Here is a 17459-nt window from a genome sequence, read left to right as displayed (position 1 = left end):
ATTATTTTTATTTAATCTTTTGGGTAAAGACGAACTTTAATATCCGTCGGTGGTGCATAATAAGGCGCAGACGTTACCATTAAACGAATGCCTGTTTGTGCGTATTTTTCAATCGTATTCAGGTTAATTCCGCCAGCCAACGAAAGATGGCATTGAGGTGCAATTTGAGGCGCTTCATGTTGGAGTTGAGCAATATCTTCAACGGAGAATTTATCAAGCTGTAAGATATCTGGTTGGGCTTTTAACGCTTCTCTTGCTTGTTCAATATCGTCAGCTTCTACCACGATACATTTTTCAGGTGCCGCTTGGCGTAACTGTTTAACATGCTGTGCCCAATTATCTGGCTCTGATAAAAATCGGCGATGATTAGCAAAGAGCAAAATAGTTTCAGAACAACCTTGGCGATGGATCACACCACCGCCCGCAAGTACCGCTTGTGTTGCCAGTAACTTGGTATTTGGGATATTTTTACGGGTACACGCAATTTGCCCTTTCGGTTGATAGTGGTGATAGATTTCTAGCATTTTCGCCATATAGTCACTCACACCACAACTCCACTCCAGCACGTTTTGTACCACTTTCCAGCCTTGATGTAGTGCATCAGCACGACCTTCTGCTGTGATTAAACAATCGCCTTTGTCGGCAAAATCACCGTCTTGTCGATGTGCTTTTACCTCTAACCCTAACTTTTCTAATAAACGGCAACCTAGCGTGATCCCACTAACACAGCCTGCTTCACGACGTGTAAATGTCATCGTACCTAATTGATCACTGATATTCAGGGCGCGACTTGTTAAATCACCATACTGAATATCTTCCATCAATAAATTATCAAGAAAGGCATCCGGGTAATAAATCATAGTGTTAACTCACTTTCTGGCACGACATCCCAAGAAACCATCGCCCAATCACGCGTAGGCGAAATCAGTGAAACGCCATTTTTAATGCTGTTATGATAGTAGTTTGTTAAACGTGTTATTTCATCTTCACTTAAAGGCCCTACGGAGAAGTTGATCCCCTCAATAAATTGCTCAAGGCTATTGAAATTACTTTGGCAATTACGGCTACGGATATAATCCACTTTAGGGTGAATACCCATTTGGTTAAGCATATTTACTGCATAAATGTAGGTTGGTAGCGTAGGAATATCTCGACCCAGTAAGCGAATAATGCGTTGATCAACAAAAGTTGGGGATACGGTGTGGGTCGTATAAACACGTAATTTAGCTTGGCGATTAAGCTTTAATAGCGCAGCTTTTAAATCCATCACGAGCGTTGAGCGTGAAGCGACCGCAATATCACAACGAGGAAGTGCATCCCAGCTATCTTCCCATGAGCAAGTGATAAAGTCGGCGTGATTGATGCCTGCTTGTTCAGCTCTACGTTTAGCCACTGCGAGCATGCCTGTACTGTAATCAATACCAATGACTTTTTTGAATTTATCCGCAACATGAATGCTGATAGAGCCAGGGCCACAACCCACATCTAATAAGGTTTCTGCACCTGTAAAATCCATCATTTCACGAAACTTAATTAAATAAGGATCGTTAGGATTGGCACAGGTTTCTGCCATTTTTTCAGCACGTTTATCCCAATGTTCTGGCTCTTTTTTGGTTCTTTCAGCCTGTACCATGTGGTTTTTATAAAGTTCAGCAAAATCTGTGGTTTCAATGGTGTTCATATTCTTGCCTATATTCATTGTTATTATCCGAGTAGGCGTGAAAATGCGCCTGAATATCTGTGGTTTTTACACCATAAAGGTGTGCTAAATTGTTGGGTGTCAGCAAAATCTCAGGACTATTTTGCAAAACAGGAGCATGAGGTGTCAGTAAAATGACATCATCAGCCAATGAAGCGGCATGTTGTGGATGGTGTGTTGACATAAAAACACTGATCCCTAATGCTTTTAATGCCTTAACTTGGGTAAGTAGTTTTATTTGATTACCAAAATCAAGGCTGGCCGCGGGTTCATCCATAACCAGTAATTTGGGCTGTTGTACTAAAGCACGAGCAATCAAGACCATCTGCTTTTCACCACCACTTAAGGTATCAAAAGTTCGGTGAGCAAGATGAGAAAGCGAGAGCATTTCTAAGGTTTCCATTGCCATTGTTTTATCTTGATAACTTGGCATAGAGAAAAAGGATAAATGTGCACCTCGTCCCATCACAACCATATCGATAACATTGAAAGAAAAGGGGATATGCGTTGCTTGAGGAACATAAGCAACTACTTTGGCAAGTTCTGTTGGTGACCACTCACTTAGTTTTTTCCCCGCAACATTAATCTCACCTTCAATACAAGGTATTAGCCCTAACAACGTTCGCATCAGTGTGGTTTTTCCACAACCATTTGCACCTAATAAGCAGATGATTTGCCCTTGTTCGATGTGGAATGAGAGATCTTTAATTAAGGTTTTGCCTTTATAGCCAATGGCGAGCTGTTTTGCATTAGCAATGATCATGCGCCTTTCCTTGTTCTAAGTAACAACATTAGGAAGAATGGCGCACCAATGGCGGAGGTTAAAATACCCAATGGAAGTTCAATACTGGCAATAGTGCGAGCTAGTGTGTCAGTGATTAACAGCATAATGGCGCCCACAAGCAAAGAAACAGGCAGTTGTTGGCTAAAGTTAGCACCCACTAACAATCTTGCAATATGCGGCACTATTAAGCCTAGCCAGCCAATAATGCCCGCAATAGAAACGGCACTTGCGGTTATCAATGTTGCTGACAAAATAAAAACTAACCGCGTCACTTCGACATTTAAACCTAATGCTCTGGCTTCTTCATCAGATAAACTGAGGATATTCATACGCCAGCGCAATAAAATCAGCGGAATAAAGCCAACCAGCATTAACGGTGCGACAGAAAATAAATCAGAGGCGGTAATAGTTGAAAGCCCCCCTAAAAGCCAGAAGGTAATTGAGGGCAATTGCGTATAAGGATCAGCGAGAATTTTCATTAATGAAATTGCCGAGCCACATAATGCACTAATCGCAATACCAACTAATACAAGGGAAAGGACAGGGTCATGTTGTTTAGCAAGCCTTGCAATAAAATAGACTAAGGCAACCGTTGCCAAACCGCCTGCAAAGGCAAATAGCTGAATAGACAACATCGATTGCCCAAGAAAAATACCTAAAACAGCACCCACGCCCGCACCTGATGAAACGCCAAGAATATCAGGAGAAACCAATGGGTTACGGAACATACCTTGATAAGCAGCTCCCGCAATAGCGAGTCCTCCACCAATTAAGATTGCCGCAAGAACACGGGGAAATCTTATTTGCCAAAAGACGGTTTCAGTTCTGCTGTATTCTACATTGCCTATTAATTTATTACTTACCAGCGTCCACAGTTCATTAGCGGTAAGTGAATACTTACCACTGGTGATTGCAATTAACGCAACGATGAAGAATACCGCAAATAAAAGCGTGATACGTACTGATTGACTCATGAATACCCCAGCAATTGCTGACATTGTTCAGCACTTAATTGCGTATGGTAAAAATGAGCAAAGTAATTTTGTAGATCTTGAGCGGCTTGCTTTTCTATTCGAACGTCAAAATGGCTCTGTAAGCGACGCATCCCCATTAAACGGTTGATACCCGGAGGGCCATCTAACCAACCAAATGGTAGCCCTTTAAACAGTAACACTTTGTTGTTTTTAACGGCTTGAATGCTGTTCCATACAGAACTTTGTGTGATTTGCTGATAGGCATTTTCATCTTGTGTGATGATAATTTCAGGGTTCCACATTAACAGTTGTTCAGGGGAAACATCAGTCAAACCAGTAAAATCAGGAATATCAACCACGTTTTCAAAACCTAAGGCTTCAATGGCTTCTGTGTGAATAGAGCCTCTTGCACCCGTTTGTAATCCTTTGGCACCTCGAGCAAGATAAAAACGTGGACTCTCTTTTTGTTCAGATACAAAAAGCGCGGCATCACTAAGATATTGCTCTGCAATCTGCGCTAATGTTTCTGCTCTTTCTGCAACACCTAATAAAGCCCCTGTTTGGCGTAACTGAGCTGGGCTATCTTTTAATATGCCATCAATTAACACATAAGGTACACCCGTTTGATCAGAGACACGCTTCGCTAATGAGCGATAGGTTTCATCCACATTACCACTATCAATAATGATATCGGGCTCTAACGTCAGTAAAGCTTCTAAAGAGAGTGTACTTCCTCGCCCTGATAAACGTCCTAAACGGGGGAGTTTGCGTAGTTCATCTGAAAATAAAGGGCTTTTTTCTAAATTAAGTGAGGAAAAACCCAATAATTTTTCAGGTGCTAATGCGAGTAACAATTGATCAGTAGGCGGTCCCGCACTAATCACCCGATGGATTGTGGCTGATGCAGGAATATGACCAAATTGTGCTGCAATACGCGAGGTTATTGCGGCTCTTACCGAATGTGGAAGTGCCGATAATGTCGCAATAGTCGTGAGGTAAGTTAGAAATTGTCGTCTGTGGATCGCCATAGGTTCACACTGTTTATTGTTTTATATTGATATCGTTATTTCATTTATTCTACAGCGAAGAATACTATCTTTCCTTTGGCTTAAGTCAAGGGATCATCAGTCAAAATCAAATCTCGGCACACATCTGAAAAACTTTATTCGAAATAGTGTATAACCTAGGGCTATAATCAGCATTCTTGGAAAATTAAAGCGCGTATTAATACGAGTGTTTTTGGATAGTTGCGATATAAAATGAAGAAAAAACGCCCCTCATTACAGGATGTAGCTTCGCGAGTTGGTGTTACCAAAATGACCGTGAGTCGTTTTTTGCGTAACCCCGAACAAGTCTCTGAAGCTTTACGAGAAAAAATTGCGCGTGAATTAGAGAGCCTTAATTATATTCCTAATCGCGCTCCTGATATTTTATCTAATTCGACCAGTCATGCGATTGGGGTATTACTACCTTCTTTAACTAACCAAGTTTTTGCCGAAGTTATTCGTGGCATTGAATCAGTGACCGATAAATACGGTTATCAAACTATGTTAGCGCACTATGGATATCGTGCTGAAAAAGAAGAAGAGCGCTTGCTTTCATTACTCTCTTATAATATCGATGGGCTTATTCTTGCTGAAAGAACGCACACACCAAAAACAATAAAAATGTTAGAAACTGCGGGTATTCCTGTGGTGGAGATCATGGATAGCGTTTCGCCTTGTTTTGATTCGGCAGTAGGATTAGATAACGTTGATGCTTCAAAACAGATGGTCAATGAGATGATCAAACGTGGATGTAAACGCGTTATTTACCTTGGCGCAAGACAGGATGAACGAACCTTAATGCGTTTAAACGGTTATGAAAAAGCAATGCAAAATGCGGGTTTACCTGTTGGTAATGTGATGACGCCAAAAAGCTCATCTTATTCATTAGGGGCTGAATTATTACATGCTGCACGTAAGCAATATCCTGATTTAGACGGACTTTATTGCACCAATGACGATATTGCGATTGGTGCTGTTTTTGAATGTCAGCGTTTAGGTATTTCCGTGCCAGAGGATATTGCAATATCGGGTTTCCACGGACACGATGTTGGACAAGTGATGACGCCTCGTCTGGCGAGTATCTTTACCCCTCGTGATGAAATGGGGCAACAAGCAGCTGATCTATTGCTTAAACGAATGAAAGGTAAAGTTGCGCGAGGCCAAGTGATTGATGTTGGTTTCCGCATTATTACTGGTGAAAGTATTTAAATATTTAACTTATTGATATTAAAATAAATTAATAATTTTATGAACCCTATTGTTATATGATTAACAGTAGGGTTTTTTATTGAGATACCTTCTCTCTTTCAGCGTTATTACTTCCCATTTTGCGGTGAATAAAAAGAAGCTGATCAGATGTTTTGTTGTCAGTTTGTAGATCATCTTACTTTCATTTGAGAGTCGCTTCACATTTTCGCTCCTTAGTTGATCTTCGTTGTTGTATTCACCTTACCACTTCGGATATGTTACCCGTAACAGTTACGGGTAACATTACAAAAAAGACTTAATATCTGCCTTAAAGGAGCATTCTATGAACGATACCCAATCCCTACACCATGTTTTTATCTTAATGGGGGTATCAGGCAGCGGTAAATCTGCGGTCGCAAGTGGTGTGGCACAACGTACAGGTGCGGCATTTTTAGACGGTGATTTCCTGCACCCTCGCTCAAATATTACTAAAATGGCATCGGGGCACGCTTTAAATGATGAAGATCGTAAGCCTTGGTTAAAAGCATTAAATGATGCAGCATTTGCGATGCAAAGAACCAATGAAGTTTCGTTAATTGTTTGTTCTGCATTGAAAAAACAGTATCGAGATATGTTAAGAGAGGGCAATCAATGTCTACACTTTTTATATTTAAAAGGTGACTATGAGCTAATTGAAAGCCGCTTAAAAGCACGTAAAGGGCACTTCTTTAAACCTCAAATGTTAGTGACTCAATTTGAAACCCTAGAAGAGCCAACAAAAGCTGAAAATGATGTATATGAAATTGATATTTCAATGCCACTTGATGACGTGATTGAAAGTGCAATTAAGACAATAAATTCAGTCACTCAAAAGACTTTTGAAGGGGAAATGGTATGAGTACATTAACACTGGTGCTAACCGCGGTTGGCTCGGTTTTATTATTGCTCTTTTTTGTGATGTACGCGCGTTTACACGCTTTTATTGCGTTAATGATTGTCGCCATTGGTGCCGGTATTTTCTCTGGCATGCCTTTAGAGAAGATCACACAAACCATGCAAAACGGGATGGGGGGTACGTTAGGTTTCCTCTCAATCGTCGTCGCGCTAGGGGCAATGTTTGGTAAGGTGCTACATGAAACAGGGGCATTAGACCAAATTGCAGTGCGATTATTAAAATATTTTGGTGAGAAACGGGCTAACTACGCATTAGGTATTGCAGGTTTAATCTGTGCTTTACCTCTGTTTTTTGACGTTGCTGTTGTCTTGTTAATTGGTGTTGTATTTGCTGTTGCTCGCCGTACTGGTGGCAATGTGGTGAAAATGGCCATCCCTCTCTTTGCGGGTGTGGCAGGTGCAGCTGCCTTCTTATTGCCGGGGCCAACACCAATGCTGTTAGCTGACCAAATGAATGCTGATTTTGGTTGGATGATTTTAATTGGTTTATGTGCAGCTATTCCGGGGATGTTATTAGCAGGTCCTATTTTCGGTAACTTTATTAGTCGTTACGTCACATTAGAATTACCAAAAGATTTGTCAGAACCAAGTTTAGGTCAAAACAAAATGCCTTCTTTTGGTTTTAGTCTTGCACTTGTGTTATTACCGTTAATTTTAGTGGGCTTTAAAACTATTGGTGCGCGTTTTGTTGAGAAAGAGACTGAGCTATACAATATTCTTGAGTTTGTAGGTCATCCTTTTATCGCTATTCTTGTTGCTTGTTTAGTGGCTATTTACGGTTTAGCTATTCGCCGTGGTATGAGCAAAGAAAAAGTGATGGAGATTTGCTCTGCAGCAATTCAACCTGCTGGGATCATTTTATTGGTCACTGGTGCGGGTGGTGTCTTTAAGCAAGTGTTAGTTGATTCTGGCGTTGGTCCTGCATTAGGTAATGCGTTAATTGGCGCGGGTATGCCAATTGCAATTGCGTGTTTTATCCTTGCAGGCGCTGTGCGTGTGATCCAAGGTTCAGCGACCGTTGCGTGTTTAACTACGGTTGGTTTAGTTTTACCAGTTATCAATGAGCTGGGCTATAGTGGTGCTCAAATGGCAGCATTATCAATCTGTATTGCGGGTGGCTCTATTATTCTTAGCCACGTTAATGATTCAGGTTTCTGGTTATTCGGTAAATTTACTGGCGCAACAGAAGCACAAACATTAAAAACATGGTCATTGATGGAAACTATTCTCGGCACAACGGGTGCTGTCGTAGGTATGATTTTCTTCGCTTTTTTATAAAATTGAATCTTTATTTTCTTGTAATTAGCGCGTCTTTTGACGCGCTTTTTTTCATTGCTATAAATGACTATGAAATGTGACAGAAAATATCCCGTTTCTCATTAATCTATAGGTTTATTTATTAAGTGGGCAAACTAGGGCTGTTATTTTATGGTTGACTATAATTCGCTTTTTATTAAACACACGGATTGTAATATCCACACCATCACGCTAATTCGAGATTCGATTTTAGCATCAAGTAATAAATTACAAGATAAGCTCAATTTGCTTGATGAAATGGAACATCTCTTTAGCCAGATGTTGGATAATTCGCAGTCATTGACTCAATTTCTAAATGAAGTGGATACGCATTTTACACATAGCCGAGAAGAGATAGACGATTTCTCAAGTTGGTTGAAAAAAATTAAAGATAGCGCCAGCAATATTGATAGGCTTTCCAGTCAGGCGAATCTTTTATCAATTAATTCAGCAATTGAAGCTGGACACATCGGGCGTGAAGGGGCGGGATTTTCAGTCTTAGCTCAAGAGATGAAAAAGTTGTCATTAGAGATCCAAAAACAAGCATCTTCTATTGCTAGCATTAATAATAATTTAGGTGCTCGCTTTATTCCCGTTAAAGAAACTACAGAAAAAAACCAACAGCAAGTTCAACAAGTTAAAACACTGGTTGAAGAAGGACATCAAAATTTAACGTCACTGTCAGAACAAGCTAGCGAGCTTAAACATATTTTTACCTTTCTTTCGATGCAACAGTTTTTTAATACGGTCAAACTTGATCATGTTTTATGGAAAGAAGCGATTTATATTCACTTATTAAATAATGATGATGAACACTGTGTTAATCAGCATACAGAGTGCCGTTTAGGGAAATGGTATTATCAAGGTGATGGTAAAAAATTTGCAAAAACTGACGCCTTTCGTCGCTTAGAAGAACCCCATAAATTAGTGCATGAATGCGGACGTTTAGCATTAAAGGCCAATATAGAAGATAATCAAGAAGCGGTTGCACACTATATAGAGAAAATGGAACAAGCCAGCGTTGATGTTATCAAATATGTCGATGTTTTATTAAATTTAGATAATTACTAACTTGATGAATAAAACAACAAAAATAAAAAGGAGCGATAAGCTCCTTTTTGTGTGTTGAACCGCGTGAATTAGCTCTTGTTTATTAAGGTATTCAATTGGCTATAAAGTGTATTGGCACTGCTTTCATAACCTTCACGAGAAAGATGAACACCATCAGGTCTTGCTAAATCATACAGCGCCCATGCTTTTATCGAACATTCGCCACCCATATAATCACGCCAATCCCAAAAGAGCGTTTTCTCTTGTTGAGCCACTTCTTTTTGAATTCTGATAATATCGCTTAGCCATTGAGGCTGTTGTGAGCGACAGTCAAGTGCTTCTTTATTCTTGATTGAGTCAGAAGGTCCAATTAATAAAATGGCGCTATTGGGAGCTTGTTGGCGAATTTGGCGAATTTTATCCGTAAGCTGTTGGCGATAGGCGTTCAAATCGAAAGTGTCATTAAACGCTTCATTTGTGCCATACGCTAAAATCACCATATCAGGGTTTAATTGTCCTAACGTTTCAGTCCATTGTGTACCCCATTTATCCATCATATTGATAGTGGCACCATTGATGCCTAATGAGGAAAGCATTACGCCAGGCTGTTGATTAGTGATCAACCAACCGCCTAATTTAACAGGCTGATTTTTGCTGACGGTAATACTAACAGGGAATGTCATGGCTGTTGGGTTTGAAAACTGCCATTTACCTTGCGTTTGCGATAATGAAAGCACTTTATTTGTTGATGATTGTACATTCATTTGTGCTGTTGTTGGGGCTTTATAGAGTGCTTGCAATTGATAACGTTGCTGAGTGACTGGGTTTTCAGATAACTGTAATTTTGCCCATTTCGCTTGAGGCTCACTAATAAAGCCACCTAATGGAAAATCAGGATCGCTATCTTTTCTGCTCGAAAGCAGTGTCCACGCTTTTTTATCACTCTGATATTGTACGTTTGCAATACGTTGACCTGCGATATTAGTCGGGGGAATAAAACCAATGCCGCCATTGCCATAGTCTGCTTGAAAACGCTCACGCAACTTACCACTGAAAAAGTCAGCCGCAGTATGGGAATCACCTAACTGAACGATATGCACCGTTTGGCCGCCTTGTTGTAATTTCTTAACAAAGCCTGCAAAGTGAGGATCGTGATAGTTGTAAAGTTGTCTTGAACCATCAGCAGGTAATACTGTGGGTGTCGGTAACTTCACCGTTTTTTCAGTGTCTTGATTACAAGCGACTAAGAGTGAAACCAAGGCCAGTATGATTGAACTACTGACTAAGGTTTTACGCTCAAGGATGTGCGTTAGTTGTTTCATTTACAATGACCGTGTTTTTATCTTTTACATCATCAACTGCATTATCTTCTTTCGTTTCTTCTTGAAGATGAATACGTGAGAATACGTGTTGAGCAATAATTTGCTGACCTTTTAAGCTAAAATGAATGCCATCACCAGCTCTTAACTTAACACGACTACTACCATCCCCCATATAATCAGAATAAATATCTTTTTCATATTTAAACATATCATTGACGGAAAGGTAAATTTCGCCCATTTTCTCAGCTTCTTCACGGTAAAGTTTATCAAGATATGCCATCCCTTCGGATAACTTCTGCTTGCGCATATTAGGTGGCCCAACCCAAATAACCGTGACATTATTCTGTCTGGCATTTTCTATAATGCTTGCAATTCGCGCTCGGTAGGCTGATTCCCATGCTTCGCTTGCAAATTTTAAGTAGCGTCCTCCACCATCTGGAGGCATATCCCAAGGATCGTTAGGGCCTAAAAAGACCACTAATAATTTAATAGAGTCATCACTGGCTAATCGCGTTGCAATCGTTTGAGGCCAATTAAAAAAGCGAGGATAAGCCAGCCCTGTACTTTGCTTACTTAAATCAATACTACTGATGTTGTAGTCCGCTTGAAGTTGGCGTTTAAGTAAAGGAGCAACACCCTGCATCATTGAGTCGCCTGCAAATAAGACTTTATCTTTAGGTGATAAAATAATTTCTGTCTTTTGTACGATAGGCTTTAAGGCTTCCAAAGCAGCATCAGACACATCCGTAACTGAATGGTAAAATAATCCACTCATTGCTTGTTTACGTTGCAGTAATTGTGGAAAGCGTTGCGTTAATTGGGATGCAGGTCGTGTATAACCATTAAAGAAATGCAATCCCACCGCAAAGCCTTCTGGAAGTTGCTCCGATGTTGAGATTTGTTCTATTGGCTTTGCCTGATTATCAGGATGATTAACTTGTAGATAATCTCCATAGCTTTCTACCGCAACAAATACGCCATCACGCAGTTGTCCTCCCACTTGCCAAGCATAATAATGAGAAAGTCCAGACCAAGGCGCAGGACGATGATATTGCTGCTGCCAAAAGCGCTCTAGTGATGTTTGGTTTAGCCAAATCAGCAAGAGGGTACTTAACAGTACCATTAAAGCGACTTTTGCTGTCTTTTTTAAGTTTGAGCAGAAATCAAAAGCTGGCATAAATAAATCCTGGCACCCCATCTGGAGACAACATAAAAATAATTGTGAGGATCAATGCAAGTGGCAGAGGATAAACATACCACGGCACTCTTTTCTCAAGACGAGCCACAATATCCCTTAAGGTGACAAAGCAAGGGTAAAGTAAGAAAAGTCCCCAGAACATAAAGAGCGTTAAGCCTTCAGCTTGTAATGAAGCCCAAGCACCTGCACTAAAGAGTTGTTGTATCAAAACAAGAGCATCTCCGATTGTTTGGCTGCGGAAAAAGATCCAAGCAAAGCAAACAAAGTGGAACGTGATAATCCATGATAACAACATATTTAACGAAGATAGCGCAGTGGGTGGCGCATTTTTCTTCACAGGAAACAGGCGGTGTTTAATATTTAATAACACTACGCCAATTCCATGAATTGCGCCCCAAATAATAAAGGTCATTGCTGCGCCATGCCACAATCCTGAAATGACCATTGCTGCAAAAGCATTAAAGTTCTGTCTGATAACGCCTTTACGATTGCCCCCTAAAGGAATATAGACGTAATCGCGAATAAAGGTAGATAGACTGATATGCCAACGACGCCAGAAATCAGCGAGGTTGATCGCTAAATATGGCGCATTAAAGTTACGAGGCACGATAAAACCGAGCAATAAGGCAATACCTGTCACTAGATTGGTATAACCCGAAAAGTTGAAATAGATATGCCATGCGTAGGCATAGATAGCCGTTAAGACTTGCCCGCTTTGCGCTAAATCGGGTGCATTAAAAACAGGATCAACATAGTTTGTTGAGAACCAACCACTTAACCAAAAGAGTTTTGCGATAGCTAAAACAATCAGCATGATCGCCCCTTTATAATCAATGATTTTTCGTGTTGGTGCCTGAATTTGAGGGAGAAATTCTTTGGCGCGATTAATTGGCCCCGCCACAATGCTTGGGAAAAAGCATAAATAAAGAACGACATCTAAAAAAGGCGCTTTAGGGATCTCTTTTCGACAAACGGAAACCACATAACTGACCGAGTGAAAAATATAGAAAGAGAGTCCTAATGGTGCCAGCAATTCAATAAGAGGAAGCTCAATACTGAGTCCCCATTGCTGGAATGCCTGTGTCAGTGATTCTTGGAAAAATGAGTAGTATTTAAAGGCAGTAAAATAAACAGCAACCAATAATCCCAATAGCCAATAGATGACTTTAGAAGAAGTGTACTTAGTTAATATATTTGCCAGTAAATAAATAAAGAGTGTATAGCTTAATAAGATAATCGCAGGACGATAATCTGCATAAAAGAGAAAAGCATAACTGACTGTAATCAGTAGAATATTTTGGATCTTAATCTGCTTTTGAAAGAGCCAGTATAGAATAAAAAAGCTAACAAAGGCTCCGAGAAACTCGAATGAAAAAAAATTCATAAATGGCTCTAAGGGTGTGATTTAAAAGTCATACCAAACGTATTACCACATATATTATGAATTCTAAGCCGGCTTTCAATCAAAAGATTGTCTTGTGATAAATAAAAGCCACTTTTCTCTAGAAAGAAAAGTGGCTTTTTACACAATGAAAGCCTGCTAAGGCCTAACTTTCTTGTTTCGACTGCAACTGAACTTGGGTGATCAGTTTTTTATTTGAGTCGAACATTTCGGTCAGATAATCGTTGTAACTTGAGCCCATTTCTGAGTAACCTTTCAAGTCAGTGATTAACTGGCGAGAGTCGAGTTGCTGTTGCGTCATTCTTTGCTGTGCTCTTGAGGAGCGCAATGAATTGTAGGCGCGGTGCGTATTGAGATTACGCATATAAGCAATCACAGAGCCTTCAATATCAGGGTAGGCTGCATAGCCTTTGGTTTTCCCTGGTACATTATTGCAAGACTGACTCCCACATCGCATACCGAATAAGTTATTGTTTTGCTGTGCCAACTTCGATGTGCCCCAACCTGATTCTGTAGCGGCTTGCGTTGCGACAAAGTGTGTCGGAATAATGTCAACGCGAGTCAATAACGAATCCCAATTTACTTTTTTGGGGCTGGTACATGTAACGCCATAGTATTGACAGATCTCACGCAGTTTTTTTAACTCTGCGCTGCCCCAGTGCTGGGCTTTACGTTGAGCGAGTAACCACTCACGATCTCTCAAAATCTTATTATTAACATTGTCAATAATAGGAACTATGACATTTAAAAACGCTTTCTTACGCTGCGTTCCCGATGGGTATTTTTTCAAATCTGGCAACGGTGTTGACGTGCTTTTGAAAGAATACGCCTGCAGCATTTGGGAACTGCCGGTACTGGTTGAAGCAAAGCTTACACCAGTAAAGAGTAGTGAAATCAAGAAAGCGAAGACGGCACTTGTCCTCATCAATTGAGAGGGCATTGCTTCTCCTCGTTTAACTGGATAAAAATCGAACGAATACTAACAAATTACTTTTTTCATAGCTACAAAATATCGCCTCACATTAGGATAACTACGAGTGATTTGTTAAATAAATGTATAAGATTTACTGGAAAGCCTCGTTTTATAATCGATTTTTTCCTTTAACAAAAAGTGCTTTTTTTGCGAAAACTTTAATTTATCTTATATAAAAAGGTGCGACTTAACCCAAATTTAGCAAAATTAAGGGTTTTTAATGTGTCAATTTTGTTTGTTATTTAGTCAATTTTTGTTGTTTTTGGTCTAGTTTTATTATCAATTTCGCGCGCTTTTTCTGTTAAATCAGTAAAATCCGCTTCACGCCAATAGGTTTTTGGTCGAGGTAAATCTTCCATTTGATTTGTTGGCCAAAGCTGAAATTCTGCTAATTGTTCTAGAATGTAACCGGAATAAGCACTAGGTAATGTGAGGTAATGAGGTGACGCCATTTCCTCAAAAGGTAAGACCGGATAGCGTTTATCAGAAATGTGATAATCGCGCATTAAAACTAAAAACTTATCAGGTACACGTTGCTGACTATCCCACCATTGCCCATCAATCACATCAAACCATTGCTGAGTTAATTGACGAGGTTGAGCCTCTAATTGATAAAGCGCAGAAGGAATAATACCTTGCATCGATTGATTATATTGCTCAAGGCTGGTGGCGTGACCATTAAGGATCAAGGTGAGCGAAAGGCGAGCGCCAATCAAGTTAGAATAGAGATCTTCGGGTGAAAATGCGGATATTCCTTCTGGAAATCCGGGCACCGAACGTAAACCATACCACTGTGCAATCTCATGCCATATTGCAAGGCGATAACCTAATCGAGTAGCAAGATAGGCACTTAAGGTATAACGCTCTGCTTCATTTTTAGGCGGCGTAAAGGCGTTAAAGTGTATTTTACGTTGTGCCAACTCATTACTTAGCGTTAACGTCCACTCTTGCCCTAATTTTGGATAGATATGACTAAAGAGATAATAAGTATAATCTGCGGTGTCACGAATATGGGCAATATCAAGAAACCCACCTTTATGAGAGTAAATTAAACCCGATTTTTCGCTGCCAATTCCTAATACTGCCGCGGTGCCGAGCCAAAAACTGTCGTTATAGCGATGATTGCCCAATGCAGAGGCTTCAACAACATTATCAATACGATAAAACGGGATAGGAATTTCGAGCGCTTTGACTTTTAAGTCATAGCCAAAAGCACAGCAAGGTCTTAATCCATTAGGCGCGGTAAGAGGAGGTGGTGTTTGCCAAGCTTGTGACGCTTCTTCATGAGTGACACTTTCAAGATTAGCATGAATGGGATTAACAGGTGTGACTTGAGTGCAACCTGCAATAAATAAGAAGAAGGCAATGGTGTTAATAAAAAGAAAACGCTTGAACATCAAAATGCTTCACCTACTTGAAAATAGAATCCTGTACTTTCTTTACCTATACCAAAATCGAGACGCACATTCATGCGAGGCTTAAATTCAAATCGATAACCCACACCAACACTAGGTAGCCAGTGACCTTGACCTAAATCACGGGCTTGATCGCTTAACGTACCACCGCCAATCCAAAGTGCGATGCCATGGCGCCAATCGAGTTTTTGGCGGTATTCTAATTGCGTAGAAAAGACGTGATTATCTTGATATCGCCCTTCGTAATAACCGCGCATCTGGTGCCCATTACTTAACTTAGAAAGTTGGCTCCAAGGCACATCGCCTGATGTGAAGCGGGCATAATTATCAAAAGCTAAAACCGCACTGTCACTTAAAGGATAATAGTAGTTATATTGCATCTGTGTCGCATTAAAGCGGTTATTACTGCCTGTATCAGGAGAATAGTGAGTATAACTAATATCAAATGCCTGCCCTTGACTCGCATTAGGTAAAAAATCACGGCTGTCGTAAGTAAAGCGGAGACTTAACCCAGAGCTTGTGGAGCGCAAAGGTAAATCGCGTTTATCCATATACGCTTTAAAGGGGGCGTCTGGGGCTGCGGCTTGTAAATTTGAATAGTCCCACCCTAATCCGATATAGGTGTTTTGGGCGATTTGGCGCAATAAAGTCGGTGTTAAGTGCAATTCTTGAGAACGGTATTCACCAAAATGATCTTTTACACGACCTTCATGATAACCCTCTCCCCAATAATTGGTTGGCACATTGTTTAACGAGCCAGTGAGATAAAATCGCCAAGTATCATCCGCGAGATAAGTGTAGTTGCTAAAGGTCATTCCAAAAGCACCCGTTGATGAACCAAAGCCACTCAAAGAGAGTGACGAGATTTTGCTATCAGGGCGACTATCTGCTTGATAAAGACCAACAAGCGCAATACCTACACCAAACTCTAATTCTGGCGTATAGAAAGGTCCAGGCAAAACTCCCCAATCAATGGTTTTACTGCGGTCGAAACTATTTTCTCCCCCTAAGCCAACTAACCATTGGTCTATTTGTTGTCTATCTGGAAAGAGTTGTGCTTGTGCTGTGTGTGAAATAAAGAGGCTGGCAAATGCCAGCCCCAAAATAAAAGGGTATTTAACCATTAAAAACGGAACTCACCAGAAACAAGGAAGCTATTACGGTTATTAAAACCAAATTCAGTTATTACATTAAAATTACGCGTTAATTCTAAACGTGCACCTAAAGTTTGGTTCCATTTATGAGCAAGATGCTGTTCAACATCGAATTTGATATTACCCATCATTGATGGAGGCAGTATGTTCATCATGCCATCAAGTTCATCAGGTAAATTTAGTCTGCTAACGTCACCTTTAAAACGTTGGGTAATATCTTGGTACATGGCACCTGTCCACACTTGGAGTTTGGTATTACCTTGTCCAGAGATCAGTGGTGAAAAGATAAACTCATAACCCACACGAGGTGTAATCACTAATGCTTTAATATCACCATCTAAAATATCAAGGTTAGTCTTGGTATAGTTTAAATCAAAAGTACCAAAAAATTGGTTATAGCCACCCGCTAAAGTAAAGCCACCACCAAAGGATTTACCTTCATAATTTAAATCAAAAGGTAAATCATTAGCAATTTCTTGCCCACCTAAAGTCACCGCATTGAGTTGAGCATGAGAAGAACCTTTTGTTTTCCCATAAATACCGTAAACGTTCATAAATGGGAAAACCCAAGTATCAAGTTTCAGCATGTGAGATTCATTACTACTACGAGTATGCCCAACATCAACGCCGACAATAGAGAGAATATTTTGTCCTAAAGCTTTATCAGAACCAAACGCAATTTTATCGACAATAACGTCTTGGCGTAGATTCATGTAGTTATAACCAATCCCAAATGGTTCAGGAATATCATAACCACGGGCGCGGGCTTCATCACCCCAAATAGGTAAAACGCGAGATTGGCTGGCTGGAGTACGAGTATCTAACGAACCTTCGCTATTTAAGGCAGTACCACCGGATTGGCTCACACTTAAAGAGAGCAGTGGGCGATCGCTATCAGCATAAGAAAAGCCAGTAGCAAGAAGAGAGGCAGTTAACACCACCTTATTTAAATTGGAAAAGTTCATACATAACCCACAGAAAATGTTTAAAAAGAAAGTAGTAAG

At 40.3% G+C, this 17459-nt stretch carries 16 protein-coding genes; 4 read left to right on the top strand and 12 right to left on the bottom strand.

Annotated features, from left to right (window positions below; genetic code table 11):
* Window positions 1-11 precede the first annotated feature (11 nt).
* Genes modD through F1325_RS16760 form a run of 5 tightly spaced genes read right to left on the bottom strand, consistent with a single transcriptional unit; the run spans window position 12 to window position 4485 of the window.
* The gene (modD, locus tag F1325_RS16780) at window positions 12-860 is read right to left on the bottom strand and encodes a ModD protein (protein ID WP_109373259.1); all 849 of its coding nucleotides are present in this window, start codon (window positions 858-860) and stop codon (window positions 12-14) included.
* Window positions 857-1681, bottom strand: a complete 825-nt coding sequence (locus F1325_RS16775; RefSeq protein ID WP_109373260.1) for a class I SAM-dependent methyltransferase — start codon at window positions 1679-1681, stop codon at window positions 857-859. The genes modD and F1325_RS16775 overlap by 4 nt, the downstream gene beginning before the upstream one ends.
* The gene (locus F1325_RS16770) at window positions 1668-2462 is read right to left on the bottom strand and encodes an ABC transporter ATP-binding protein (RefSeq protein WP_160230739.1); all 795 of its coding nucleotides are present in this window, start codon (window positions 2460-2462) and stop codon (window positions 1668-1670) included. Before F1325_RS16770 ends, F1325_RS16775 begins: the two co-directional genes overlap by 14 nt.
* Complete coding sequence (locus F1325_RS16765; RefSeq protein WP_109373262.1) at window positions 2459-3457, bottom strand: FecCD family ABC transporter permease; 999 nt, start codon at window positions 3455-3457, stop codon at window positions 2459-2461. The genes F1325_RS16770 and F1325_RS16765 overlap by 4 nt, the downstream gene beginning before the upstream one ends.
* The gene (locus tag F1325_RS16760; RefSeq protein WP_109373263.1) at window positions 3454-4485 is read right to left on the bottom strand and encodes an iron ABC transporter substrate-binding protein; all 1032 of its coding nucleotides are present in this window, start codon (window positions 4483-4485) and stop codon (window positions 3454-3456) included. The genes F1325_RS16765 and F1325_RS16760 overlap by 4 nt, the downstream gene beginning before the upstream one ends.
* A gap of 231 nt (window positions 4486-4716) precedes the next feature.
* Here F1325_RS16760 and gntR point away from each other — a divergent pair, with 231 nt between their 5' ends.
* From gntR to F1325_RS16740, 4 genes are all read left to right on the top strand, one after another.
* A complete protein-coding gene (gene gntR / locus F1325_RS16755) occupies window positions 4717-5712 on the top strand; it encodes a gluconate operon transcriptional repressor GntR (RefSeq protein ID WP_160230738.1) in 996 nt (331 codons plus the stop codon).
* 322 nt (window positions 5713-6034) lie between these two features.
* On the top strand, window positions 6035-6589 hold the full coding sequence (gntK, locus tag F1325_RS16750) for a gluconokinase (protein WP_109373265.1): 555 nt from the start codon (window positions 6035-6037) through the stop codon (window positions 6587-6589).
* Entirely contained in the window at window positions 6586-7923 is a 1338-nt protein-coding gene (gene gntU / locus F1325_RS16745; protein ID WP_109373266.1) for a gluconate transporter, read from the top strand. Before gntK ends, gntU begins: the two co-directional genes overlap by 4 nt.
* A gap of 150 nt (window positions 7924-8073) precedes the next feature.
* Window positions 8074-9012, top strand: a complete 939-nt coding sequence (locus F1325_RS16740; RefSeq protein WP_109373267.1) for a methyl-accepting chemotaxis protein — start codon at window positions 8074-8076, stop codon at window positions 9010-9012.
* 68 nt (window positions 9013-9080) lie between these two features.
* On the opposite strand, the gene F1325_RS16735 is transcribed toward F1325_RS16740, so the two are convergent.
* From F1325_RS16735 to F1325_RS16705, 7 genes are all read right to left on the bottom strand, one after another.
* On the bottom strand, window positions 9081-10313 hold the full coding sequence (locus F1325_RS16735; protein WP_109373268.1) for an SGNH/GDSL hydrolase family protein: 1233 nt from the start codon (window positions 10311-10313) through the stop codon (window positions 9081-9083).
* The gene (locus F1325_RS16730) at window positions 10288-11490 is read right to left on the bottom strand and encodes an SGNH/GDSL hydrolase family protein (protein WP_109373269.1); all 1203 of its coding nucleotides are present in this window, start codon (window positions 11488-11490) and stop codon (window positions 10288-10290) included. The genes F1325_RS16735 and F1325_RS16730 overlap by 26 nt, the downstream gene beginning before the upstream one ends.
* Window positions 11477-12895 (bottom strand): MBOAT family O-acyltransferase, encoded by a 1419-nt coding sequence (locus F1325_RS16725; RefSeq protein WP_109373270.1) that lies wholly within the window; start codon window positions 12893-12895, stop codon window positions 11477-11479. The genes F1325_RS16730 and F1325_RS16725 overlap by 14 nt, the downstream gene beginning before the upstream one ends.
* 163 nt (window positions 12896-13058) lie before the next feature.
* Window positions 13059-13853 carry a protein bax gene (locus F1325_RS16720; RefSeq protein ID WP_160230737.1) on the bottom strand — a complete coding sequence of 265 codons (795 nt, stop codon included), beginning with the start codon at window positions 13851-13853 and terminating at the stop codon, window positions 13059-13061.
* Between the two features lie 275 nt (window positions 13854-14128).
* The gene (locus F1325_RS16715) at window positions 14129-15283 is read right to left on the bottom strand and encodes a DUF4056 domain-containing protein (protein ID WP_160230736.1); all 1155 of its coding nucleotides are present in this window, start codon (window positions 15281-15283) and stop codon (window positions 14129-14131) included.
* Window positions 15283-16425 carry a BamA/TamA family outer membrane protein gene (locus tag F1325_RS16710; RefSeq protein WP_160230735.1) on the bottom strand — a complete coding sequence of 381 codons (1143 nt, stop codon included), beginning with the start codon at window positions 16423-16425 and terminating at the stop codon, window positions 15283-15285. The genes F1325_RS16715 and F1325_RS16710 overlap by 1 nt, the downstream gene beginning before the upstream one ends.
* The gene (locus tag F1325_RS16705) at window positions 16425-17420 is read right to left on the bottom strand and encodes a hypothetical protein (protein ID WP_160230734.1); all 996 of its coding nucleotides are present in this window, start codon (window positions 17418-17420) and stop codon (window positions 16425-16427) included. The genes F1325_RS16710 and F1325_RS16705 overlap by 1 nt, the downstream gene beginning before the upstream one ends.
* Window positions 17421-17459 lie beyond the last annotated feature (39 nt).

This window comes from Proteus columbae, from assembly GCF_009914335.1.
Lineage (GTDB): Bacteria > Pseudomonadota > Gammaproteobacteria > Enterobacterales > Enterobacteriaceae > Proteus.
This window is presented reverse-complemented; position numbering and strand designations above follow the sequence as displayed.